Genomic DNA, 24,891 nt, shown 5'->3' with positions numbered 1-24,891 from the left:
ATTGCTTGTAAATATGTAATAAATATTGAACCTTTTTTAGTCATGAAAAATCCCCTCCAAGTAATAGTGTAACATCCATGTATGTACATGGTCTTTTTACACTGTCTACTTAAAGGGGATAATATCATTAAATGGTCCTTTTATTTTTCAGTTTTTCAAAAGAATAATATAAAGTGAAACTATAATCAGTGGGGGGGTGTTCATCCCCCACTGATTATTAGCCTTCACCAATCGGGCGTTTACGGGCAGTTGATCTCCCACCTAACTTCTTTGCTTCAGCCGAGCTTTGAGGTGGGAGTTTTACTGGCCGTTAATGCGGGATAAATTAAGACTAAATCTCACTCTTTTTCAAAAACTGCTCAATTTCTTTTATTACATGTTTTGCGCCTTCTATACTAACAGTAATGTTTCCATTTGCTAATGAAATATTTTGATCTGAAACATCACCTGTTATTTGACAAGCATTGTAAGGTTGATATTTTTGTAAAATAACTTTGTCTTCTTCTACAAAAATTTCAAGTGGTGATTTGATTTGTATTCCTAATACATCTCGTAATTCTTTAGGAATAACTATCCGTCCCAATTCATCTACTTTTCGAATAATTCCTGTTGCTTTCATGTTACTCCCCCCTTACTCTCTATTATTTTTTTCACCTCGCTATTTTCATTTTATCACTATATATTTGGTAATGCCTTACTCTTTTTAGAAAATATAGTACAAAAGTTAAAAAAACACATTTAACGAATATTCAATCTTTCTTTCAATTGTTTTAAATAACGAGCTCGTATAATGACGAAATACAAAACTTGAATACTTACAAAAATACTTAATACAATCGTATTCTCTTTAAACAGTGAGTACTCAAACATTTGTCCTAACGCAGTTAATGCTACTGCCCCATGTAATGTTGCAACTCCAACTGGAACGAAGAATAAAAGCGCTAAGCGGATTGTGACTACTTTCAATAATTCCCCTCTCGTCAATCCAACTTTTCGAATCATTTCAAATAAACGAGTATCGTCCTCCAAATCTGAAAATAAACGGAAGTAAAGGAAGCTTCCTGCACAAACGAAAAATACAATACCAATAAAGAAACCTACAAATAAAATGGGTCCTGCGATTTGTAAACTTTGATTTTGATCGTACTCTTCTGCACTAAACGTTGAATGTTCTTGATAAGGCTTAATCTGATGCGTAAGCTCTTTACCAACCTCAATTTCATCTTTCGTTCCTTTTGTTTTATACATATAATCTTTTTCTTCTTTAAATCCATCTTGTAATGAATCATATTGATTGCTAGAGATTACATACACGTTACCCATAAGTATCTTACTTAATGAAGAAGTATTAACTTTTTTCACCTTTAAGGGCTCATTGGCATTTTGGAAAGAAATTTCTTTTCTTTCCTTTATCGGTGGCCCTGGTATTTCTACTGACAGAAATAGGGCTTCTTTGTCTGATAAAGTATTAAACGGTTCCCCCGTTAACTTCGCATACTCCTTATAATCCGATTCTTTTATAAAAATAGCACTTCTTAGCGATTGTTCTTCCGTTTTCTTCGATGAAATATTTATTTTTGAAGCTGCTATATTATGTTTCTTTAATCCCTCGTCAATGATCTTCAGATGCTGTGCCTCATTGCTATTCCCTTGCTTAGAATGATAGTGAAACGCAATTGGTCTGTCCATAATTTCTTTCGTCATCGAAGCGAATCCAACTAATGTACCTATTGCTGAAAATGCTACTGTTGAAATAATTGTTACAATAAAGAACATTCTTGCGTTATCTCTCATACGGTACGCTAAATCTGACAACGTAATAATATTTGTCTGTGTCCAATAGAAACGTTTGCTTTTTTTACATAATCGAATAATAAAGACGCTCAACTGCTTGTACAGCAAATACGTACCAATAATGACTACCGTTGTAACAGGAATCATCATTACAAATACCATTGCACCATGTGACATAAGAGCTCCTGCATAACCAGCACTAAGCAATACTACTGCTAATATAGAAGAAATTATTGATGCCTTCGGTTCTGGCTTCGCCTCTGCTGATCCTCTAAACAATTTCATAATTTTATTTTTACGAACCATTCCTGCACTGAACAATGAAATGATCATAAATAATACGAAAAACATAATGCTCGTTACAACAATCGCTTTCATCGGTATGTAATAGGATAAAGAAATATCAAATTTTAAAATCATCGGGGCTACAAAAATTAATATCCCTGAAAATAACATACCTGAAAGAACCCCAAAAATAATTGCCCCTATTCCAATCATGATATTTTCAAAGAAGATAAGACGCTTCAATTGATATTTCGTCATACCTAGCATCATTAAAATTCCTAGTTCACGCTTTCTCGTTTTCAAAAACATTCCCATTGAATATAAAATAAAGAAGAATGTAAATAAGTAAATAATAGACTGTGCAAAAGACATACTTACGAATACGTACTGTCCTAATTCTCCCGCACTTAATGCCGGATGGAACGCAAAAAATGAATACACAAAAAAGGCCATAATTGCAAATGCACTACTCAAAAAATAAGCTAAGTATGTTCGTCTATTTCGCGTTACATTTCGAAATGCGAGTTCTCTAATGTTCATACTACTTCTCCGCCCTTCTACTAACTATGCTTTTATATTAGTAAAGTTCGGAAATACCTTCCATCGATTCAAATGACAAAAACCTTACATTATTGAAAGGTTTTAAACAATTGCTTATATAAAACAGTTTATTTATAATAGCAACTATTCATACACGCACCCTATTGTATATTCGTTAGTTTTGCGAAATAATAAAGGATAGAAGTATGTACCAATATACATATAAACTTATTTACCGCTTTAATATGAATAGGAGGAAAACATAATGACATTACAAGAACAAATTATGAAAGCATTACATGTTCAGCCTGTAATTGATCCGAAAGTAGAAATTCGTAAACGAATTGATTTCTTAAAGGATTATGTAAGAAAAACAGGTGCAAAAGGATTTGTACTTGGAATTAGCGGCGGACAAGACTCTACACTTGCAGGGCGTTTAGCGCAGCTTGCAGTCGAAGAAGTTCGTAATGAAGGTGGTAACGCAACATTTATCTCCGTACGTCTTCCGTACAAAGTACAAAAAGATGAAGATGATGCACAATTAGCATTACAATTTATTCAAGCTGATCAATCTGTTGCTTTTGATATCGCTTCAACTGTTGATTCCTTCTCAAATCAATATGAAAACTTATTAGGTGAATCATTAACAGATTTCAATAAAGGAAACGTAAAAGCACGTATTCGCATGGTTACACAATATGCCATTGGCGGACAACAAGGATTACTTGTTATCGGAACTGATCATGCTGCTGAAGCTGTAACAGGATTCTTTACAAAATTCGGAGATGGTGGTGCAGACCTATTACCATTAACAGGATTAACGAAACGCCAAGGACGTGCTCTATTACAAGAATTAGGTGCGGACGAGCGACTTTACTTAAAAATGCCAACAGCTGATTTATTAGATGAAAAACCAGGTCAAGCTGATGAAACAGAGCTAGGCATTACTTACGATCAATTAGATGACTATTTAGAAGGTAAATCCGTTCCAGCTGACGTTGCTGAAAAGATCGAGAAGCGTTACAAAGTGAGTGAACATAAAAGACATGTACCAGCGTCAATGTTTGATGATTGGTGGAAATAGAACATAAAAAAGAAGCTAATCTCATTTAGCTTCTTTTTTATACGTTAACGATATACCCCTACTCTTTTCTCTAATAAATCCTGCAAGCAATCTTCATGTTGTTTACAAAATAACGGCGGCATTTTGTCTAACGGGAAAAACTTCAAATCCAACGTTTCATCACCGTCTACTTTTTTCTCTCCTCCGGCAATTGAGCATGAAAAGACTATCACAATTGACTGGGCTCTGTCTCCATTTGGATATGTTTGAAAATATTTTGTATACACCCCGATAAGCTCATTAATTTCTACATCATAACCTGTTTCTTCTTTTATTTCTCGAATCGCAGTTTCTGCGGCAGATTCTCCGATTTCCATTGCACCGCCAGGAAATCCCCAAGCGTTAAAATCACCTCTTTTTTGCAGTAATACTTCTCCATATTCATTCAACACACAACCACCCGCAAAGTTTAAGAAAACACAGTCGTGCCCTACTTTTTCACGTAATTCTTTTATATAATTAGCCATCTTCTTCCCCTTTTCATACATCTTCTATCGCTATTTCTTATCCTTTTCAAGCAATTCAATAATTCGATCTAGCTTCTGGTTCATATTGATCACGTGTTGTTTTTTTGCAGCGCTGTTTTGCAATAATCTTCTAATGAACAGAGTAAATGATATGAAAAACAAAACGATAAGTCCGATTACTAAACAAGTATATATCAATGTAAATATATTACTTTCGAACAAATTCATTCAGATTCCACATCCTTCCTCTTTTTATTTTATCATACAATTCCGATTTTTGAAGCAATACATAATAAAAAGAACACCTTTTACAGGTGCTCTTTTTCATTTCTTAATACGTAAATGTAATTGTCGCTAATGAATAATCTGCCATTGCACTATATGGTGCTACTTGATAAGATACACGCTTGGCACCTTTTGGCCAAGTTATTTCATTTAATACTTTCTTTATATCTTGCATCGTTCCATCCATTGACTGCTTATATCGTACTTCTACTTTTTCTGGCTTGGAAGCAAATTGTTGCTGTAATTTTTTCTTAAACTCATTGTAATTTTCCGCTCCGTATTGTGCAGATAAATACTTTAAATTTGTTTCTTTTAACATTTGTTCATATACAGCAGTTTTTGAACTACCGGCTTTTATTTTGCTTGTTAATTCGCCAAAGTAACTTGTAGTTGCCGCTGGATATTTACTACGATCCCATTCATGGTCTTTGCTTAATTGTTCATCAGACATATTAAAATATGAATATGTTACGCGCCCAGCTTTATCAGGAACTGGATCATCGAATGTAGTATCAAGGTGGTACCACTTGTTATCAATGTTCACTAAATTCCATGCGTGAGCTTGTCCATTCTCTGTACCTGTTACAATATGATTTTGAATACCTGCTTCTTTTAGTAATTGATATGTTAACAATGTATATCCTTGGCAAACGGCAGAACGATTCGCTAACGCTTCATACGCTGTATATGCTTGATAAGACGTATCATATGATACTTGTTTCACAACATAATCATGAATAGCTTTCACTTTTTCATGTTCATCCATGCCTTGTTTAATGATAGAATTTACAATTGCTTTCGCCTGAGACTTTACATACTGTGTTTGCTCTTTTGATTCACGATACTTCACTTGTAATGTAAATGTATAATTCCCAGGCATCCCTTTTATAGAATATTTAGTAGACGCTACATTATATTTTACATACTCATCAGCATCTACAATTTTATTATATTCTTTGTATAATTGGTCCATAACATCTCTAGCATTTCTATCTTTTGTTTTATATGCGATTGTAATATTTTCATCTCGATTATCAATATGTTTTTTTAATTCTTTTCGAAAATCATTTAATAATTTAGCATCTGATTGTGTAGTAACTACAGTCGATTTCGTAGTTGCATAAGATACAGATGACGCGTGTAAGCCGCCCATTACTATAGTTGAACAAAGTGCGGCAGCTGTCACATATTTAGTTGTCTTTCCCATCTTGTCACTCCTTACATTCTATAACTATACGAAAAAGTATCGTATAGTTTTAGAGTATACAATACTTTTCAAAATAGGTCATATGAGATTATGCATATTTAACATTGTAAAAAGGTTGTTCTTTTTACAAGAACAACCTTCTTCATTAACAAGTTTGTAATACACAGCATGTATTTTCAAAACGTCGATTTTTCAAATCTTCATTACTAATACAGAAATATAGCATTCCTAATTCTCCCCAAACCATATTACAATTTTTATGATCTGAATCAATTTGGAATAAAAGCGTCATTTGCTGTGGCTCTATCCCCATATATTGTCCAGTCTCGTACAATACCTCATCTTGTACAGAGAATGGTTCTCCAAACATTTGATGATTATCATAGTTGTCTGGGATTAGCTCTTCAAGTAATTGCAAGAAACGATCTGAATCAGCCTCATCTTCAATGAAAAGCTCTGGTAATTTATATGTCAGTTCAAAAGTAATTGCACACTGGTTATATTTCGCTTGTATTTCATCTGCTCTACGTAATTGCTCTACAGGGATATCATAATAAAGCACACGTCCAGCTTTGGTTGGATCCACATCTTCTTCAAAGTAATTTTCAATACTAAAGAAATATAACATCCCTTTCTTAGGAAGATTATGATCCATGCCAACGTTTTGTAAATCACTTAAATTAAATTGTGCGATAAAGTATAGAGGACTTCCTTTGTATGTTGGATATTCAAATGAATCCGGCAAATCAGGAACTCCGCCCATTTTCGAACTGCCTATCGCAATTGTTTCCTGTTGTTTTGGCACAACTTTTACACAAGGAAATACAGTATTAATAAGCTCCTCTTTTAAATGTGTCAGTCCATATTTATCAATTAACACTTCAATTTTTTTATCCATAAATTCTCCTTACATTTACATACTTATTTGTATCATAGCACAAAGATTATACTCCATTCATCGTAAAATCAACAAGCCTTCAAAAAAACGGGCTTATCCCTCGTACGCGAACAAGTTTAAAAGAGCATAGTATACATTGTTCCTACAAACATGATATCTCATAATTTCTTACAGTATACTTTCCCTCGTTCATTTTCACTTTTAATATAAGGAGGAATTCCACATGGGTTACGGATATAGTTGCGGTGGTTACGGCGGTGGTTACGGTTACGGCGGTAGTTGCGGTGGTTGTGGTTATGGAGGTTTCGCTTTATTAATCGTTTTATTTATCCTTCTAATCATCATCGGAGCTAGCTGTTGGGGCGGCGGATTCGGCTGCTAGTAAACTTAAAAACTATTGTAAAAAAGCGCGTACAATACGTGCTTTTTTGCCATTTTCAAATTCTCCATCTGAAAGGAAGTATGTTTAATGAAGATTGATGGTGTTTTCGAGGGAGGCGGTGTACGCGGAATTGCTCATGTAGGGGCAATTTGCGCGTTAGCCGAAAAAGGTTATGAATGGGAACGTTTAGCTGGAACATCAGCCGGTGCTATTATTGCAGCTCTTCTAGCAGCTGGATATTCTTGTTCCGAATTAAAAACTATTGTAACAGACATTGATTATGAAAAATTCACTAAAAAAACTTTTCTTGATAGAATCCCCTTTATTGGTAAAGGATTAAGCGCTTGGTCTACTCTAGGTATTTATTCAAATGTATTTCTCGAAGAATGGCTAGAAGACCTGCTTAGAAAAAAAGGAATTCATTTGTTTACAGACTTACCCGATTTGAATAAACTCAAAATTATCGCTTCAGATATAAGCAATGGTAAAATGGTTGTTTTTCCCGATGACTTGCCAAACTACGGATTTTTAAATTATCGCTTCTCTATCGCTAAAGCAGTAAGAATGAGTGGAACCATTCCTTTCTTCTTCGAACCAGTGAAATGGAGAACACCAAAATGGAAACAACCTTGTTATATGGTTGACGGCGGTATTTTAAGTAATTACCCAATTTGGATTTTCGATTCACCGACTTCTCCTCGCTGGCCTACCTTTGGATTTCATTTTGTAAAAGATGAGATTCAAGCTGATCCCGCCCACTATGAAGAACCTATTTCCATGTTCAAAGGACTATTTAAAACGATGATGCAAGCTCATGATTTACGTCATTTAGATAAAGAATCAAAGGCTAGAACTATTACAATTCCAACAGGAACCATTACCAGTACTAATTTTCAACTAACTAAAGAAGAGAAAGAATGGCTCTATAACTCTGGTTATAATGCAGCTAATAAGTTTTTACAATCCTGGAACTTCAGGCAATATGTTGATAAGTATAGAGACGGAAATCAGGATCGAAAAACAAATCGGTATTTCCGTCAACTTGACTCATAATTATATTATTTTCCCTGTCACACTTTAATAGTAAATAAGCCTAATAATATAGTACATTATTAGGCTTATTTACTTCTTATGTACTCTCCTATTGTTTAAGGATAAGTTAACCCCTCTGCTTCTTCTGCGGTAATTACTATGTAACGATTTCCAGTTCTTAACCCTAATAATTCTGCTTTTTCAATTGCATCCTGTTTTGTTTCCGCATAAGCAGCTAAATACTTATCTCCATCAATCATTTGGCAAATCACATATTGTTTCATGTTTTTCTCCTTTTACCCTTTAATTAATTGCGCGATCTTTTTTATTCCAACTTCAATTTCTTCTACAGTTGCATAGGAATAAGAAAGACGTAAAAATTGGTTAGCACTTCTATCATACAAAGTGCCTGGGTTTAATAACACCTTTTCTTGTAAAGCTTTGTCAAATAAACTACGATTCGAAATTGGTAGATTTATATGTAGCCAAATGTAAAAGCTTCCTACTGGCTCATGCCAAGTTGCAATGCCACTACAATACTTTTCTAACATACTTATCATAAAATCTCTACGTTTTTTCAATTCACTTCTTACAAACTGTAAATGTTCATTATACAATCCATTTTCAAACCACTCCGCTGCAATCTGTTGGGATATAGAACTTGAACCATAATCAGTTTGCATTTTTATATCTGCTAATCTTTGAATAACTGATTCTGATCCAACAACCCATCCAATTCTTAAACCAGGACTAATGACTTTGGACATACTTCCAATATGTAGCACGATCCCATTATTATCATATGCCTTTAAAGGCTTTGAAACTGGTGCATCGAACCATAAATCTTGATATACCGCGTCCTCAATAATAGGTAATCCAATTTCATTACATATCTCCATCACTTCTTCCCTCTTCTTAGCGTTCATACTAAAATTGGTCGGATTATGAAAAGATGGGATTGTATATAAAATTGATGCGTTAAATTGTTTCTTATATTTTGTGATATAGGAAGTATTTATACCATTCTCATTCATTGGTATTCCAATCAAGCGCATTCCTGCCGATTGAAATACATTAAGCGAATATAAATATGATGGTTTTTCTAATAAAATTGACGCTCCTTTCGGAAGAAGTCCCATAGAAATAAGTTGGAGTGCTTGGATTGCTCCCGAAACAATTAAAATAGAGTCAGGAGATACATATACCCCATGCCCTTTTAAATATTCCGCAATTTTTTCTCTTAAATGGAGATTCCCTTTCGGTTCCTCATACCCAAGTGTAACATTTGATTGTAAAATTTTATTAATAATACCCTTCATCTTTTTCTCAGGCAAGAGACTCGGTGAAAGTTCACCTGTTCCTAATCGAATTACATTGGGAGTAAATTCAGCTTGATTAATCTCTTGTACAGCAGGAAGATTCGGATAATGAAGTCCTGTTTCTACATAAGACTGCCAGTTTGGAGGCGGGGCATATGTAGAAGTACTCTCACTATTATTTATAACAATTGTTCCCTTCCGGCCATTCCCCTCAATATACCCTTTTGCTACTAATTCATCGAAAGCCATTACAATTGTACTTCGATTCACTTCAAACGTATGCGCCAAATCTCTTTGTGAAGGTAATTTAGTTCCAACTGTCCATTCCCCATTAACAATTCTTTCTTTTATATAAGATTCTATTTGTTTATATAAAGGAATAGACGAAGACATATTAGGTTTCCAAACGAGCCTTTCCATTATCTCACCTCACATACTTTATGGTTGGTAACCTATCCAACCATATGGATGGATACAAATTTTCATTTCTTCTATACAATATAGACTAGCATAATTAATCACATTAAGTAGGAGGTAATATAATGAGTGAAGCAATTATTCACGGTATCATCCTTGCATTTGGTCTTATCATTCCATTAGGTGTCCAAAATGTTTTCGTCTTTAACCAAGGCGCTAGTCAACCAAATATTTGGCGAGCTGCTCCTGTAGTCTTGACTGCATCTATATGTGATACATTATTAATATTAATTGCTGTACAAGGTGTCTCCCTTGTCCTCCTAACTTTCTCTTGGTTAACAACCACCTTGTATATGATTGGATTTTTCTTTCTTATGTATATGGGCTTGGTTATTTGGAGAAGCGATCCTTCAAATGATATAAAACAAGACAAAAGCATGCCTTTAAAAAATCAAATTATTTTCGCCGCATCGGTTTCATTACTAAATCCACACGCAATTTTAGACACAATTGGTGTAATCGGAACAAACTCTATACAGTACATAGGAAGTGAGAAATGGGCTTTCACTTTTGCAACAATTATAGTTTCTTGGATTTGGTTTATTAGTTTAGCTTTTGCTGGAAAATTTCTAAAAGGATTTGACTCGACAGGAAAAACGATTATAGTATTAAATAAATTTTCAGGGCTAATCATATGGGGAGTCGCACTTTATATGTTAAAACAAGTTATTTTTCCTAACTAATTAAAGAGAATTGCATGTTATGTAATTAGCATGCAATTCTCTTTCGCATTATGAAGTTGGTTCCGGTTTCTGTTTTACCATCATTTTATCTTTTGCTGGTTTAATCCAAATAATTGCTATGACAGCACCAATAGCAGCGAAGATGCTTGTTAAATAAAATACTTCATGGTCCGATCCTTTCATAAAAAAAGAATAAAGGGGTGGTCCAGCTGCTACACCGATAAATCGCATTGAACTATAAAATGACGTAACTGTCCCCCTCTGCTCTTTTTCAATCCCTTGTGTAATAAGAGCATCTAAACACGGTAACGCAATACCAATTCCTATCCCCATAATAACGAGACAAAGAAGTAGCAAATAGATTCCTTTTAGGAATAAAGGTAAGAAGACAGATACAGCAGCCAGTAAAAAACCAATATAAATACACTTTTTCATAATATCTTGTTTATCTCCAATTTTTTTACCAGCCATATATGAGCTAATTGATAGTACAAGTAAAGGAATAGCGAGTACACACCCTTTCCATATACCATGAATGTCGTACTTCGACTCCAGTATAGTTGACAGATAAAAAAGTATTCCGAATAAAATAAGCATAATAATTGCACCTAGTATAAAAATGGCAATTAACCATCTTCCCTTTTCTCGAAACGTAGAGATAATAGATTGAATAAATTCTTTAAGTGGTGGGACTTCTTCTTCTTGTTTCTTCGCCTTTACTAGTACCAGTAGTAAAACAATCGATATTAAACATAAAACTGGAATCGCCCAAAATGGTAAGAACCATACAATAGCTGCAAGAGCTGATCCTAATATGGGACTCAATACTTTTCCAAATGTATTTGACGTCTCAATGATTCCTAAACCTGCACTAACCTGTTTTTCATCTTTGTATAAATCACCTACACATGGTATGACAACTGGCATAGCACCAGCAGCACCTATCCCTTGAATTGCTCTTCCGATAAGAATCCAAACGTAAGGATTATCAACTTTCCATGATACCCAGCCCGTTATCGCTCCCCCAATAGCTGCAATTAATAAACTTGGAACCATTACCATCTTTCGTCCCCATCTATCTGATAAATAACCAGCAATCGGTATAAGTATAATTGCAATGATAGAATAAATTGTAATAATCATGGATACTTGGAAAGATGAAATATGTAATTTCTTTTCAATGGTTGGCAGGATTGGAATAAGCATTGAATTACCTAACGTCATAACAAGTGGAACTGATGCAAGTGCAATTAAACAACAGTTTTCTTTTTTTAACATGTTGATTTCGGAACCTTTCATCATATATTTCTTACCATATAATAGCCCTGCTGGAAATTATGTTTACATTCCACCAGGGCTATTTCATCTTTACTACACTCCATTTACAACAAAAGAAATTGGGTAAAATATAGCATTACTCCTATTCTTTGAATCCTGTTCACAATATATCCATACCAATTAATTGAAAATAAAAAAGAAAGGAAGAATCCTTCCTTTCTCCTACAACCTTCTACATTTAGCGAGTATATCCGCCACCAAGCTGTTGTTCTGCCATCGCTACAAGGCGTTTTGTAATTTCACCGCCTACAGAACCGTTTGCACGTGAAGAAGTATCAGCTCCAAGCTGTACACCAAACTCTTGTGCAATTTCATATTTCATTTGATCTAGAGCTGCTTGTGCTCCATGTGATGCTAATTGATTAGCGTTACGATTTCTAGCCATTACCGATCACCTCCTTATATATATTAAATTGCATCAAATCCGAAATTAAATACATGGTAATTTTTGGTTATTTATTCCGTAAAAAAAGAGTCTCTTAAACGAGACCCTTACATCATTTCATCTTATGAGGTTACTACTTCTAATTTTCTATTTGTTAATGCTCTCATTTCTTCTTTTAATATATCTTTCGCATTATGTCCAAACCATTCAAGTGAAGCAAAATGTTCAGTATCGCTCACTTCCTGGATGATTTCATCATAATTTACTATACCTTCAAATAATGGGACCATTCCTATACGACTTCCAGCAGCGGCATATACATTATTTGGTTCAAACACGTGTAAATACTCCGCTGATGATATATTCTTAAAATGGTAATGTTGTATCCACGGCTTTAGTCGCTGGAAACTATCTACCGGGTCTGCACCAGACTCCCAAATATGAAGAAAATCTAGGTTTATTTTTAAATATGGATGATTTACTTCTTCTAACAATTTCAAAGTAGACGGTAAAGTATCCGTTAACGTATTTGGATGTGTTTCTAATAGTATATACATATTGTGCTGAGCAAATAGATCACAAATCATGCGAATTCGCTTCACATACTCTTTTCTCTCTTGTTCCGAGAAATCCTCACTACCTTTTTGCCCAGCAAACGTACGAATTTTATTTGTATTAAACCAATTAGCTAGTGTTACCAGCTGTTCACATTTTTCCATCGTTTTTTGAAAATCTGCTAATAATGATATGTCCAAGTAATCACTTATCATCGTGACCTCTAAATTTTTATCCTTTAAATAATCTATTTCTCGTTCTGTCGTTTCACGCTCTTGCATATATAAATTTTGTGCATGGGTCCCCCACAACTCAATTCCTTCAAAACCGTTTTCATATGCAAATTGAACAATATCAGTAAATGAAATTAGTTGATGTCGAAATGAAATTGTACATAGCGAATATTTCATTGGTTTGAGCTCCCTTATCTTAAATTCAATGAACTTGTATTAGTTAAGACAGACTGATTTGTTTTCATATCTTTCCATGACAGAAACTGTCTCTCTAATTCATCCTTAAGTTGCAGTTCAATTGTATTCATTTCATCAAGCTTCTCAACAATTGGTAATAACATATCTTTATTTTTTGTCATTGCCATTTTGATTGCGCGGTACTGTACATTTGTAAATCCTTGTACAATGTCTTCCACTCGATCACACCAATACTCAAATTCTTGCTCCGAATATTGTAAAGTTTCACGGAAGTATGCAAAGGCATGCTCATAGCTATATTTACGTATTGCCAATACGGGTATTTGCTTTACTGCCGTTACGAGCCCGGAAAGTGAATACCCATCCTCTTCATTTACCATTTTTATTATTAATTTTTTTAATTCCATTGTTAGTTCATTATCATCTTTTTTGAATGTTTCCATGAAATAACTTTCTACCATCTCTTGTGTTGGCTCCTGAATTCCTTCTATATCAATGAAATAGCCTCCACCAAATGGGTTGTCTTTAACAGAATGGAGCACTTTTTCTCTTTCCATATTCCCTTCCCAGCGAAAATCAGGATCAAGCATGAACCATTCCTCTTCTTTCTCTGTCTTCGATATCATTAAGTAATGTGGAAACGGTTTTTGATGAAACTTATTTTCTCTCTCAGGCAATAAAGACATATCAACCATTACAATTACGTAACGATTTTCAGGCTTATTTTCTACTAATTCTAAAAATGTTTCTACATTGCTACTTTTATCTTTTGAATGATCGTACCATTCGTTCACTTTAATACCATACAATTTTTCATACCAGAGTAAGTAGTTATCATGGTTAATGTTTTCGGAATGATAAGAAATAATCCCGCCTTCTGTTATATCAAAATCTCCATCCCATAATCCGAAATAAAATGGACGGTAATCTATATCGCTACGCCTTTTTATAATTTCACAAAAACAACTCACTAAACAGTGAACTTTAATTGAAGTCATACTCTCATCCACTTTCCTAAAGGTTAGTTATTCACATTTACTTCGTGTAACGGCTGCAACTCTTCCATAAAGTCGAGCAAAGATCCTACAGTAAGAAACGCCTTTGGGTCTATCTCATCCTCTGGAACGCATAGCTTTAAATCCATTTCTATGTATACTATGAGCTGTAACATCATTACCGAATCTATATATAAATCTTGATTTAAACGCATCGTTTCTTCTAAATGCGTTACATTTTTCAGTTCCATTTTTTCTATCATAATGCTTAATACAGCATCCTTTAACGTTTCACGACTCATGTTGTAACCTCTCCCATCTCTAGTAACTTTCTACTTACTTTTCCGGTTTTATTTTTCGGAATTTCAGTTACACTTTCAATTTCATGCGGAACTTTATAAGACGGTAAGTGCTGAATACACCATTCTCTTATTTTCACCGGGGCAATACGAGAGATCACTTTCGCTTTTACGATCTCACCCATTACAGGATGCTTCCCTCGGTATACAATTGCTTCTTGAATACCTTCTAATCGAAGCATCGTTTCTTCCACCTCTATAGGAAAAACTTTTAATCCTGAAACATTGATTACATCATCCATACGCCCCATAAAATGAAGGCCACGCTCAGATTCATACCCTAAATCTTTCGTATAAATTTCCTTTTCAGCAATTTTCACTACGATTTCTTCAGGCTCGTTTTCATCTGATCCTATGTTTATACTTACATGAGGCAGTGGCTTTCCTAAATCCAAATGAGTTTCCATATCATGACATATACTAATGCATCCTGCTTCAGAACAACCATATTGTTGCATCATGTATTTTGTCATTCCTTTCAGTTTATAAAATAACGTTTCTGGCAAAGGTGAGCCTGACGTCATAATTTTATGAAACTGAAACGTACCTTGTGGAAAACTACCCATAATATGTAGCATAAGTGGTACTGCATATATAATATGTTTTTCTGTATTTCGAACTATATTTAATGCGAATTTAGGATTTTTATTCGTAATGATTATAGGCTTGCTACCCCTCGTAATTGCAGATAACGTACCACAAATTAATCCATACGAATGTGAAACAGGAGCCATAACAATTGGTACTTCATCTTCATCACATTTTAAAGCTGCATTATAAGCAGTAATTTCTGTTTCAACTTCCGTCCATGCTCTACGAATCAGTTTCGGTTCTCCTGTTGTTCCAGAACTATATTGCAATAAAGACGGTTCTTCTTGTAATAGATTTATAACTTCTAACTTTATAAATTCGTTACTTTCCCCATATAAGAGCCCCGCACAATTTGCACGCCTTGCCATCTCAATAGCTGTATCCATCGGTGTCTCTTCATGAATAAGTAATACAGATGCTTTTTTTTCTTTTAAGAAAAACACAAGCGTAATAATATCAAATGGATCTTTCAGACAAAGTGCAAATCTATTTCCTTTTGCTTCTTGAAATTGTTCCATTTCCTCGTAAACTTGTAATCTCGATTCAAAATCATTTTTGCTAAATTCTTGTTTATTAACGATTAGCATGATTTCCCCCTGTAACAACTGATTTTTGTATTATAAGTTGCTTTGCTCTATACAATGGATTTGAAACTTCATGAACAAGCGATTCCACATCCATATATAAACGACGCTTCGTTAATTGCTCTGCATGAAATGTAGGTGCATATAATTGTAATGCTTCAAAACGTTCTTTCAAATGCGAAAATCTCTCAAAATGATTTTCTATTTCTTCAACAAGAATGATCCAAAATTGTTCCTCTTCCAACTGATACTCATCTGCCAGCACGAAAGCCAGCTCACCTAGATTAAACAGGAAAAGCGCATCTAAAACCATTTCTTGTAAACATTCAATACGGTCCATTTCAAAGAAATCATTCATTTGACCATTCGCATATGTTTTATGCATTTTAGTAAAGTCAGGACATTTTTCGAGTTCTTTCAAAAATGGACGATAAAACTCCAGTCCTTCATGAAAATCTTTTAGTGCAATACGGACTGGTATTCCCTCTTCATGAACTAAAATCATGTTTTGTCCATGTGATTCTAATGCGACTCCATGCTCTACAACGAGGTGTACAACTGGGACAATTGCTTTTTGAATAAGCAGTTGTAACCAGCTTTCTACTCCATATCTCTTTAACCACAAATCAATAATTGGTGTCCCATCTTTTCCCTTGGCATATAAACCGTTAAATGGGATTGCCTCTTCTTTCTTATCTAAATATTTGTGAACGCTTTCGCGCCAAATACATCCTAATGAGCCATATGTAGCTTTTTTATTCGCATCGTACGTAACACTCGAAAATTCATTTAACAAAATTAAACGCGATTCATCCCTTAAATAAAGATCATGATCTACTATATCTTTTAACCAATTCGATATAGCAGGTGCACTCACAACCGAATGTGGTTTTAATGTACGGATAGTTGAAGTATTGAGTAAATTCATCGATAACTTTACATATGGTTTCGTTGGATTCGTAACATTTCTTAATGTCCGCATCGACTGCTGCGCGCAATAATCATCTTCTGATTTCCCTAAATAAATAATATATTTATCCTGTATATGGTCAGTATAATTCGGAATAATAAAGTTCTCCCACTGCCAAGGATGAACAGGTATAAACATATACTTCTTCGAATCACAGTCCATTTTTCGAATACGATCCATATACTCTTCGATTTTCTTTTCACCAATTTCTTCTTTAAAGGTACAGTTATACCCCTCTTCACTTTCATATCCTATAGTCGTATATTTCTCATGAACTGCAATCCATATAATTTTCATTGGTTGCATAAATTCAAATCCATATTGAAAATTGTCACGATATTGAAATCCAATGCGTGCTTTATAGCTAGGATGATATGGATGTCCATCTATCAAATGACTTTCAAGCTCATCATAAGACTTCACAATATAGTCTTCTTCACTACTTCTCTCATATTGTGCAATCGTATCTTTAAAGATTGTTTGTTCTAATTCTTGAATAAAAGAATCCAATTTCGTTCGATCCACTTGAACAATTCGAAAAATCTCCTGTAAAAATTGTGAAACTGATTGTATTTCTTCTTCCTCATCTTGAACTCTCATTATTAATGAGTCATGCAAACAAATACGCCCAAATGTCATACGTTCTTGTCCATAGCATTGGTACATTACATTTTGATCCTTTTCATCAAGACCTTGTATAATAAAAAGGATTTGCTCTCCCTTTTGTATACGAATCGGCGTAATGATTTCTTCATAAATTAACGATTCTACTAATTGCCGGAATACTCTTCTTCTTACTGAAATGTACTCTTTTGATTGGAGTGCCTTCAATATTTTTATGTGATAAACTTCTTCTTTCATAAATCCCTCCGCTATAATACGGAATATCGAATTCCATTATTTGTATTACGTGAAATTTTAGCACCACTTATGAACGAACAGCCACTTCTCTAACGAGTGGATTATCTACTTGTACATAAATTGCTTGCTCTAAAGGATTTGTCAGTTCATCAACATCGAAAAATCTCGTTAGCAAGTTTGCTTTGCATGCCAACTTATCCTCTTCCAACAATTCTCTTAAAAATGTAGAAGGTTCACGGTTATATGGAAGGAATGATTCAAGTACAGACCTTAATTCAGAAAGAAGAATTTCCTCCTTAATTAATCCTGCTGTACCAAAACCGTTAATAAGTCCAAACATATGATTAAAAATTAAATAGTAACGAAACCTTTCATCTACAATATAATCGTCATATAAATTTCCAGTACGTTCTCCAATACCAGATAACTCATTATTAAGCATCTCTTTCATTGAATTACAGAAATAAAACCCTTGATTATCACGGAAATAATATTTTACTGGATAACCATCCTTTAGCTGAACAACACTATTTTGCTGATGAGCTTCTAATGCAACTCCATACTGTAAATACATCCATACCATTGGCTTTAAAGAAATATTTATATACCGCCTAAACCACTCTAAACTTACTTCCTCACAGCTTCTATTTTCTAAATCTGCTAAGTGATGAATAATATTCGATAAACGAGTACGTTCTCCCGGTATAGCATCTTGAACTAGTCCAGCAATTAAAGTAACGTCATTTGCATGTTCACTATAAAAAGGATTCTCTCGAATAATCACTTCAAATCCAGATTCTTGTGTTCCATAATTTAATGTAATAAAGGCTGGATCACAAATAAAATCAAAACCTGGATACTTTTCTAGTACTTCACCAATTGACGTATTTAACATTTCCTTCCCTTCAAGGCCACTCTCAAGTTCCTTCAACTTATTAATGCGCATTGAATTTGTTACTTTCACCGGAAATGAAAACTTAAGCATATATTTCGAATGAGGATGATATAGCGTCCTAAGTGATGATGTTGCCATATAATGCTTACCTACGGGACCGATATACTCAAGTACTCCTTGATTTATCCACTCTTGTACATAAGGTTGATGTAATAACCATTCTGCCTGAAGCGGATGAATTGGAATTAATGAATATTCATCTTCCTTACAGTATTTCACTATAAATTCCTTACTTACCATCTCATCTTTACTTAATTCTTCTTTTATAATCGTTGTTGTAGAATCTAATAATAATGATTTTTCACTTACTATACTTTTATGTGCGCGAAAATAATGAAGCTGGCATTCTCCTTTTAATTCTGGAGAATACATTGCACTTTTCCACTCCAATATACCTTGTCTACTTTTTGGGGTTGGATGAGTTAAATGCCCAAATAATAAAGATTGCTCCGCCTCTATAAAGGATGTATGAAAACCATATAATTCGGATGTTTCTTCTATCCTCTCTTTCAAAAAACCTTCAATATTTTGACAACTTTGAATAACTCGAACCATAAGTTCGGCGGGATTTGTACCCTCTCCATAGTTCATAGACATTTCTTTTATTAAAAACGTAATAACAGTAACATAATCTGCTTTTATGACATTCTTACTTTCTCCAATTTGATAATAAAATTGTTCTCCAAACAAATGACGATCTGTTGGTGATTTATATATAGCTTCTCCATACAAAGTAATGTTTTGTGCCGACAACCGACAGCATAAATAAGTGGGGATAGTATCTCTTTGAAATGAATGGCAGAAAATATCCTCTATCCTTTTATCCTCCGTAATCCATTCTCCACTTCCTGTTTCTCTTAAATAACAATTTAAAAAGCTTTGTATTGTTGCATGTTCCGCGATTTGTTTCGCATGCTGCATACTGGTCCTCCTCTTTATATTAACGCTATCGGAATTTCATATTACAATTGATAATTGAATATCGTTATCAATTATGATTCTAATTGATTGTTATTATCAATTCAAGAGTATATTTCAGAATTTTTTTATCTGACTAAATCTTTCTTTTTTTCTATCATATCTTTAATCTTGTTAAAAACATGATTAAAAATATCTTCCTTTCAAAATAATTACTTAATATTTTCTACATTTTTCATTATTATCGATCCAAAACAATTAAAAAAGGTATACCTATTAAGGGTATACCTTTTTTAATTGTTTACATAATACTATTATTTTATATTAAATCCTGCAATTGTTTGTATAAAAGATTTAAATCTCTCCAGCAATACGCTGTTTCTTCTACCTGTACTCTCTCTAAAAATTTCGTATCAATTTTTTCAGGATTAAATTTTTCATAAAACTTTTTAGAAGGATTATTAGTAACAACCCAAACTAAAAGTGATTGCATATCCTTGTTTATACATTCCGATAATAAAGCTTGAAATAACTTTTGTCCTATTTTCATTCCTTGATACGTTTGTAAAAGGTATATCGCATATAATTCTCCATCACAATTATATGTACCGGTTCTTTCGATTCCCCCATCGATGAATCCAACTATTTCTCCATTTAACGTCTCTGCTACAAATCTATATTGGTGATTACCTTCTTTTTGAAAAATGCTTTCCCACAATTTCTCTCTTTGTTCATATGTTATATTATCTAAAAATTCGTTAGCAAATATCCCTTTATACGTTGTTTTCCAGCTATCAGCGTGTACCTTTGCTATACCTGGTATATCATCTTTTATCGCTCTTCTAATATGTATTTCCATCGTTTCTCCCCCTTGTTTACTCATCATTATACCAATTTATTTCCTTAAAAATCCAAATAAAAAAAAAGAGTGAATTTACTTCACTCTTTTTTTTACAATTATCTACTTTCAACTTCAACTGAAACAACACGATCGATCTCTTTTAGTGAACTATATAACTCAGTTGTATATAAATCTTCTGGGGCTAAAATGACCATCTCCAATTGCTGAAATGTCCCATTATCAATATCTTTAATTTTCACTCGCTTCACTTGCATATTTAAATTTTTAATTTGCTTAAATATACCATCTAACTCTTGATGCTCTTTTACAGTAATTTTTATAGATAAATCCTTTTGTCTTAATGAATACGGACCTGCAATTTTCACAATTTGAGGAAGTACGTTAATCGCTAAAATAATTAAAATCATAGCAACCGTCGCTTGTATATAAAACCCTGCTCCAATTGCAATACCTAACGCTGAAGCCGCCCATACCATAGAAGCTGTCGTTAATCCCGAAATAACGTCATTACTTCTTCGTAAAATTACCCCTGCTCCAAGAAAACCGATACCACTTACAATTTGGGCAGCAAGACGCATTGGATCCATATTTGTATGACCCGGTACAGAATAAACATTCACTGATTCAATTGAAACCATTGTAATTAAACAACTCGCTACGGAAATAACCATACTTGTTTTCACACCAAGCGGTTTATTCTTTAGCTGCCTATCTATTCCGATGAATAATCCTAAAAAGAGTGCTAAACCTAATTTGAATAAAAATTCATATGACATAATTCATTCTCCTTACTTTACAATGTTTCCCTTCGAATATTTCACTATAACTCTTTTATGATATCAATTCCAGTCTTTTCTATTCATTAAACGACAAAAGCCGAAAAAACATTTTTATTATAATGTTTTTTCGGCTTTTTCTATAGATTTTTTTATCATAATTAAGATACTTCTTTATTTTTGTTCTTTAATCTTAATTTGTGCATCTTTATAAAATGCTAATTTATTATCATTATACTCTTTTGTATGTTTATTAAATTGTTCTTTCGCCTTTTGCGCTTCCACATTTAACTCATTAACAGTTTTAACTTTTTCACCAATTTCTTTTAACTTCGTTTCTTTTACTTTTAATTTTTCATACAGTTCTTTTTCAGTCGCTAACGCCTTCGTGTAATTCTCATTCATCTTTTGGAAGGCATCATAACGATTTTCATACGATTCTTCTACTGTTTTTGCTTGTTTTTGTAATTTCTTATCTTCGAGTTTTTCAATATTACTTTGAACAGATGTCGTTTCTTTCTGCGCTTTTTCTAACTGTTCCTTCTCATTTTTCAATACTTTTTCACGCTCGTCTACATTTGCAGTAGCTTGCTCTATTTTCTTTGAAACTGCTTCATTATGCTCTTTACCTTCTTGTAAAATTTGAGAATAAAGTTCTTGTCCTTGCTGTTCTAACTTCTCTAATTTTTTTGTGTCATCTGCTAAAGATTTTTCTTGTGTAGCTGCTACTTCAAAAGCCGTAAATAAATTTTCTTCTGGCTTTTCACCAAAACAACCTGATAATAATCCTACTGATAATGCTCCAACTACTGCTACTTTTCCATATTTCAACTTCAATTCCTCCATTACATACGGTTATCATGCCAGAAGTTCACTGGGAAGTGATTCTCTTCATGATATGCTTCAAACTCATAACCCTTTTCTTTTAGACCCTTTAATATTGCTGGCACAGCTGCGACTGATTGCGGATGAATATCATGCATTAAAATGACTTCTTGAGGATTTGTTGCACCAGCTAATACATTTTGAGCGATTTGTGCTGCCGCTGCATCGACTGGTACTTTATTGTATTTCCAGTCTAAAGAATCAATTGTCCAGTCCCATACTTTAAGACCACCCTCTACTACTTTGTTTCGAAGGCCTTCATTTAAACCAGGCATCGACCCGTATGGTGGACGTGTTAATTGAGGTGATTTTCCAATAATATTTGCGATTAAGCTTTGATCTTCTTTCATTTCATTAACATATTCGCCATTTTTATATAACTTTGCAAAATTGTGTGTCATACTATGCATTCCAACATAATGACCCTCTGCATTTTCACGTTTTACTAAATCAGGAAACGCTTTTACATTCGCTCCGATTAAAAAGAATGTCGCCTTCGCATCATGCTGTTTTAACATATTTAATAATTCAGCCGTATATTTTCCTGGCCCATCATCAAATGTAAGATAAGCAACTTTTCTTTCCTTTCCGTTAAAACGACTTGGTGCCGTTTTATTCATTTCAACTTTCGATTGTTCACTTGCAAGCTGCACTACATTTTCTTGTTTCGCAACAGCTTTTGCTGGTGAAGTAATAGATTGAAACATGAAATACCCAATAGCTACTATTGCAATCGCTATTAAAACAACTGCAACTCGTTTAATTTTAAAAGCCTTTTCCATTCTATCGAATTCCTCTCCCTATTAATCTCATATATAAATCACCCAATATAATTATACATCTATTTATTTTTATTACACTATATAAACTTTATATAAATTATAGTGGGAGTTTTATCAAAATTGTTGTTCCTACACTTTCTCTACTTGTAATACTAAGCGTACCACCATGAAGCTCCACCATTTTTTTTACAATAGCTAATCCAATGCCTGCGCCTTCAATATGGTTATTAATCTGATAAAATGACTGCTCTATAAATGGTAGATGCTCTTTAACAATTCCAATACCTTGATCTGTCACCTTAATCACGGCTTGTCCTTCACTTTTGGTCGCTTCAATATAAACTGTACTTTTTTCATTTGAATATTTAATAGCATTATGAATAATATTTAGAAAAACTTGTTTTAGTCTATTTCGATCTCCTACTAGTTCTACTCGTTCTAAATTAGCAACTAGATGAATCTGTTTTTCTTCTGATTTAGGAGTTAATTGCCAAATCGTCTCTTCTAGTATATCGTACAATTGCACTTTTTGTTTATATAAATTAAAATGATTTGACTGCAATCTTGAAAAATCTAGTAACTCTTCTACTAAATGAATCAATCGGTCTGTTTCACCTGAAATAATTCCCATACCTTGCTTTATTTCTTCATCTGTTAAATGATCTACTGTTTTTAATGTCTCACTCCACCCTTTAATTCCTGTTAAAGGTGTTCGTATTTCATGAGAAATAGAGGCAATAAATTCATTTTTCATTTGCTCAGCCTTTTCTATTTTATCGGCCATATAATTTAAACTATGCGCTAACTCACCTAATTCACCAGGATAATCCTCTTTAATTTGCTCCTTTAATGTACCTTCCGCAATTTGCGAAGAAGCATGAATAATAGATTCGATAGGTTTCACAAACGAATTCGCCAATCGTCTACTGATTAAGAATACGATACCTGAAATGACAATTCCAACTGAAATAGTAAACATAATAATTTCAATAATCTTTGCATTTACATGTGTTAAAACAGTCGTATATTTTAAAACACCGATAGTTTGCCCTTGATGTACGAGTGGACTTAATACTTCTAATTGTTTTTCATTATCTTTCGTAGTAATAACTTGGTGATACATTTCCCCCTCTAGTAAAGAATAGGGAATACTCACTTTACCTTCAACCTTTTGCCCGCTTGACGATTGTATAATTGTACCGTGCCGATCAATCAATTGTAATTCAGTTCCTTCTAATTGGAAACTCTCAATTATTTCTCCGCTATATTCTTGCAAACGAATAAAATATAGTGAATTGTATTCCGAGAAAAAACGTGTACTTGTCTTTGCATGAGATTCAACATATTGCACAATGCCGTTATAATAATATCGATAAATAGAAACTGAAAATGCTACTTCAAATAATACAAGCATTAGTGTAATGACCGTCATAAAATATAAAGTCACTTTCCGTCTCATCTTATAGTTTCCTTCCACACATATCCTTTTCCCCACACAGTATGGATAAACTCTGGTTCTGACGGATTACATTCTATCTTTTGACGTAACCGTCTCACATTTACATCGACGACTTTCGTCTCGCCTATGTAATTGGTTCCCCAAATCATATTTAAAATTTCATCACGCGAAACCGGCTTCGAAGCCTGATTCATTAAATACTGTAATATCATGTACTCTGTAGGGGTTAAATCAACTAATTGTCCACCTTTATATAATCTTTCTTCTATGATATTTAACGAAAACGGACCAGATGTGATTGTATTCGTTTTTTCTCCATGTACTTCTATTCTTCTTAATAAAGATTGTATTCGTGCAGTTAATTCTACTGGACTAAACGGCTTTGCGATATAATCATCTGCACCAATTCCTAGCCCTTGTACTTTATCTTCATCTTGTACACGTGCGGTTAACATAATAATACCCATTTTTTCATTTTCTTCCCGGATAGCTTTACAAACTTGAAAACCATCGATCCCCGGTAACATAACATCAAGTAACGCTACATCAACAGTATGGTCACTTAAAATCTGTAACGCTTCTTCTCCAGTACTAGCTTCTAATACATAAAATCCGGCACGTTTCAAATTTAAGACAATAAAGCTACGGATTGGTATTTCATCTTCTAAAACTAAAATTGTTGACATAATTCCC

26 protein-coding genes are annotated in these 24,891 nt (G+C 33.8%); 4 read left to right on the top strand and 22 right to left on the bottom strand.

Annotated features, from left to right (window positions below):
• Nucleotides 1-331 precede the first annotated feature (331 nt).
• The gene (locus BWGOE10_RS09445; RefSeq protein ID WP_000648281.1) at nucleotides 332-619 is read right to left on the bottom strand and encodes an AbrB/MazE/SpoVT family DNA-binding domain-containing protein; all 288 of its coding nucleotides are present in this window, start codon (nucleotides 617-619) and stop codon (nucleotides 332-334) included.
• 119 nt (nucleotides 620-738) lie between these two features.
• Nucleotides 739-2,619 (bottom strand): ABC transporter permease, encoded by a 1,881-nt coding sequence (locus tag BWGOE10_RS09440; RefSeq protein ID WP_070141946.1) that lies wholly within the window; start codon nucleotides 2,617-2,619, stop codon nucleotides 739-741.
• A 265-nt stretch (nucleotides 2,620-2,884) separates the two neighbouring features.
• Here BWGOE10_RS09440 and nadE point away from each other — a divergent pair, with 265 nt between their 5' ends.
• Complete coding sequence (gene nadE, locus BWGOE10_RS09435; protein WP_070141944.1) at nucleotides 2,885-3,703, top strand: ammonia-dependent NAD(+) synthetase; 819 nt, start codon at nucleotides 2,885-2,887, stop codon at nucleotides 3,701-3,703.
• 44 nt (nucleotides 3,704-3,747) lie between these two features.
• On the opposite strand, the gene BWGOE10_RS09430 is transcribed toward nadE, so the two are convergent.
• The 4 genes from BWGOE10_RS09430 to BWGOE10_RS09415 form a co-directional block, all read right to left on the bottom strand.
• On the bottom strand, nucleotides 3,748-4,209 hold the full coding sequence (locus BWGOE10_RS09430; protein WP_070141942.1) for an NUDIX hydrolase: 462 nt from the start codon (nucleotides 4,207-4,209) through the stop codon (nucleotides 3,748-3,750).
• Between the two features lie 30 nt (nucleotides 4,210-4,239).
• Nucleotides 4,240-4,437 (bottom strand): DUF4083 domain-containing protein, encoded by a 198-nt coding sequence (locus BWGOE10_RS09425; protein WP_070141940.1) that lies wholly within the window; start codon nucleotides 4,435-4,437, stop codon nucleotides 4,240-4,242.
• Between the two features lie 103 nt (nucleotides 4,438-4,540).
• Nucleotides 4,541-5,701, bottom strand: a complete 1,161-nt coding sequence (locus BWGOE10_RS09420; protein ID WP_070141939.1) for a transglutaminase domain-containing protein — start codon at nucleotides 5,699-5,701, stop codon at nucleotides 4,541-4,543.
• 145 nt (nucleotides 5,702-5,846) lie between these two features.
• The gene (locus tag BWGOE10_RS09415) at nucleotides 5,847-6,599 is read right to left on the bottom strand and encodes a YwqG family protein (RefSeq protein ID WP_070141937.1); all 753 of its coding nucleotides are present in this window, start codon (nucleotides 6,597-6,599) and stop codon (nucleotides 5,847-5,849) included.
• 223 nt (nucleotides 6,600-6,822) lie between these two features.
• On the opposite strand from BWGOE10_RS09415, the gene BWGOE10_RS09410 reads away from it, so the two are divergent.
• Together BWGOE10_RS09410 and BWGOE10_RS09405 are read left to right on the top strand one after the other, a co-directional pair.
• Complete coding sequence (locus tag BWGOE10_RS09410; RefSeq protein ID WP_002118476.1) at nucleotides 6,823-6,981, top strand: YjcZ family sporulation protein; 159 nt, start codon at nucleotides 6,823-6,825, stop codon at nucleotides 6,979-6,981.
• Nucleotides 6,982-7,068: 87 nt separating this feature from the next.
• Nucleotides 7,069-8,034: a patatin-like phospholipase family protein gene (locus tag BWGOE10_RS09405; RefSeq protein ID WP_070141935.1), complete on the top strand. Its 966-nt coding sequence runs from the start codon at nucleotides 7,069-7,071 to the stop codon at nucleotides 8,032-8,034.
• Between the two features lie 95 nt (nucleotides 8,035-8,129).
• Here the strand turns inward: BWGOE10_RS09405 and BWGOE10_RS09400 are convergent, their stop codons facing one another.
• Both BWGOE10_RS09400 and BWGOE10_RS09395 read right to left on the bottom strand, forming a co-directional pair.
• Nucleotides 8,130-8,297, bottom strand: coding sequence for a DUF3933 family protein (locus tag BWGOE10_RS09400; protein ID WP_000816387.1), 168 nt, complete (start codon nucleotides 8,295-8,297; stop codon nucleotides 8,130-8,132).
• 12 nt (nucleotides 8,298-8,309) lie between these two features.
• Nucleotides 8,310-9,752: a PLP-dependent aminotransferase family protein gene (locus BWGOE10_RS09395; protein WP_070141933.1), complete on the bottom strand. Its 1,443-nt coding sequence runs from the start codon at nucleotides 9,750-9,752 to the stop codon at nucleotides 8,310-8,312.
• 122 nt (nucleotides 9,753-9,874) lie between these two features.
• Between BWGOE10_RS09395 and BWGOE10_RS09390 the strand changes: the two genes are divergently transcribed.
• Nucleotides 9,875-10,492, top strand: coding sequence for a LysE/ArgO family amino acid transporter (locus tag BWGOE10_RS09390; RefSeq protein ID WP_070141931.1), 618 nt, complete (start codon nucleotides 9,875-9,877; stop codon nucleotides 10,490-10,492).
• Between the two features lie 48 nt (nucleotides 10,493-10,540).
• Here BWGOE10_RS09390 and BWGOE10_RS09385 read toward each other — a convergent pair whose 3' ends face one another.
• The 14 genes from BWGOE10_RS09385 to BWGOE10_RS09320 form a co-directional block, all read right to left on the bottom strand.
• Nucleotides 10,541-11,794: an MFS transporter gene (locus tag BWGOE10_RS09385; protein ID WP_070141929.1), complete on the bottom strand. Its 1,254-nt coding sequence runs from the start codon at nucleotides 11,792-11,794 to the stop codon at nucleotides 10,541-10,543.
• Nucleotides 11,795-12,008: 214 nt separating this feature from the next.
• Nucleotides 12,009-12,215 carry an alpha/beta-type small acid-soluble spore protein gene (locus tag BWGOE10_RS09380; RefSeq protein ID WP_000113539.1) on the bottom strand — a complete coding sequence of 69 codons (207 nt, stop codon included), beginning with the start codon at nucleotides 12,213-12,215 and terminating at the stop codon, nucleotides 12,009-12,011.
• Nucleotides 12,216-12,337: 122 nt separating this feature from the next.
• Nucleotides 12,338-13,180 (bottom strand): sugar phosphate isomerase/epimerase family protein, encoded by an 843-nt coding sequence (locus BWGOE10_RS09375; RefSeq protein ID WP_070141927.1) that lies wholly within the window; start codon nucleotides 13,178-13,180, stop codon nucleotides 12,338-12,340.
• 14 nt (nucleotides 13,181-13,194) lie between these two features.
• Nucleotides 13,195-14,199, bottom strand: a complete 1,005-nt coding sequence (locus BWGOE10_RS09370; protein ID WP_070141926.1) for a DUF6005 family protein — start codon at nucleotides 14,197-14,199, stop codon at nucleotides 13,195-13,197.
• Nucleotides 14,200-14,222: 23 nt separating this feature from the next.
• Nucleotides 14,223-14,498, bottom strand: a complete 276-nt coding sequence (gene asbD / locus BWGOE10_RS09365) for a petrobactin biosynthesis protein AsbD (RefSeq protein ID WP_070141924.1) — start codon at nucleotides 14,496-14,498, stop codon at nucleotides 14,223-14,225.
• Entirely contained in the window at nucleotides 14,495-15,733 is a 1,239-nt protein-coding gene (locus BWGOE10_RS09360) for an AMP-binding protein (protein ID WP_070141922.1), read from the bottom strand. The genes asbD and BWGOE10_RS09360 overlap by 4 nt, the downstream gene beginning before the upstream one ends.
• The gene (locus BWGOE10_RS09355; protein ID WP_070141920.1) at nucleotides 15,720-17,561 is read right to left on the bottom strand and encodes an IucA/IucC family protein; all 1,842 of its coding nucleotides are present in this window, start codon (nucleotides 17,559-17,561) and stop codon (nucleotides 15,720-15,722) included. Before BWGOE10_RS09355 ends, BWGOE10_RS09360 begins: the two co-directional genes overlap by 14 nt.
• A gap of 67 nt (nucleotides 17,562-17,628) precedes the next feature.
• Nucleotides 17,629-19,437, bottom strand: a complete 1,809-nt coding sequence (locus BWGOE10_RS09350) for an IucA/IucC family protein (protein ID WP_070141919.1) — start codon at nucleotides 19,435-19,437, stop codon at nucleotides 17,629-17,631.
• 316 nt (nucleotides 19,438-19,753) lie between these two features.
• Nucleotides 19,754-20,320: a GNAT family N-acetyltransferase gene (locus BWGOE10_RS09345; RefSeq protein WP_081338100.1), complete on the bottom strand. Its 567-nt coding sequence runs from the start codon at nucleotides 20,318-20,320 to the stop codon at nucleotides 19,754-19,756.
• Between the two features lie 71 nt (nucleotides 20,321-20,391).
• On the bottom strand, nucleotides 20,392-21,072 hold the full coding sequence (locus BWGOE10_RS09340; RefSeq protein WP_070141915.1) for an MgtC/SapB family protein: 681 nt from the start codon (nucleotides 21,070-21,072) through the stop codon (nucleotides 20,392-20,394).
• Nucleotides 21,073-21,246: 174 nt separating this feature from the next.
• Nucleotides 21,247-21,903: a YkyA family protein gene (locus BWGOE10_RS09335; protein WP_070141913.1), complete on the bottom strand. Its 657-nt coding sequence runs from the start codon at nucleotides 21,901-21,903 to the stop codon at nucleotides 21,247-21,249.
• Nucleotides 21,904-21,917: 14 nt separating this feature from the next.
• Nucleotides 21,918-22,739 (bottom strand): peptidoglycan-N-acetylglucosamine deacetylase, encoded by an 822-nt coding sequence (locus BWGOE10_RS09330; protein ID WP_070141911.1) that lies wholly within the window; start codon nucleotides 22,737-22,739, stop codon nucleotides 21,918-21,920.
• Nucleotides 22,740-22,836: 97 nt separating this feature from the next.
• Entirely contained in the window at nucleotides 22,837-24,198 is a 1,362-nt protein-coding gene (locus tag BWGOE10_RS09325) for a sensor histidine kinase (RefSeq protein WP_070141909.1), read from the bottom strand.
• The gene (locus BWGOE10_RS09320; protein ID WP_070141907.1) at nucleotides 24,195-24,884 is read right to left on the bottom strand and encodes a response regulator transcription factor; all 690 of its coding nucleotides are present in this window, start codon (nucleotides 24,882-24,884) and stop codon (nucleotides 24,195-24,197) included. The genes BWGOE10_RS09325 and BWGOE10_RS09320 overlap by 4 nt, the downstream gene beginning before the upstream one ends.
• Nucleotides 24,885-24,891: the final 7 nt, after the last annotated feature.

The sequence above is a fragment of the Bacillus mycoides genome (genome assembly GCF_001757995.1).
GTDB lineage: Bacteria > Bacillota > Bacilli > Bacillales > Bacillaceae_G > Bacillus_A > Bacillus_A mycoides_B.
This window is presented reverse-complemented; position numbering and strand designations above follow the sequence as displayed.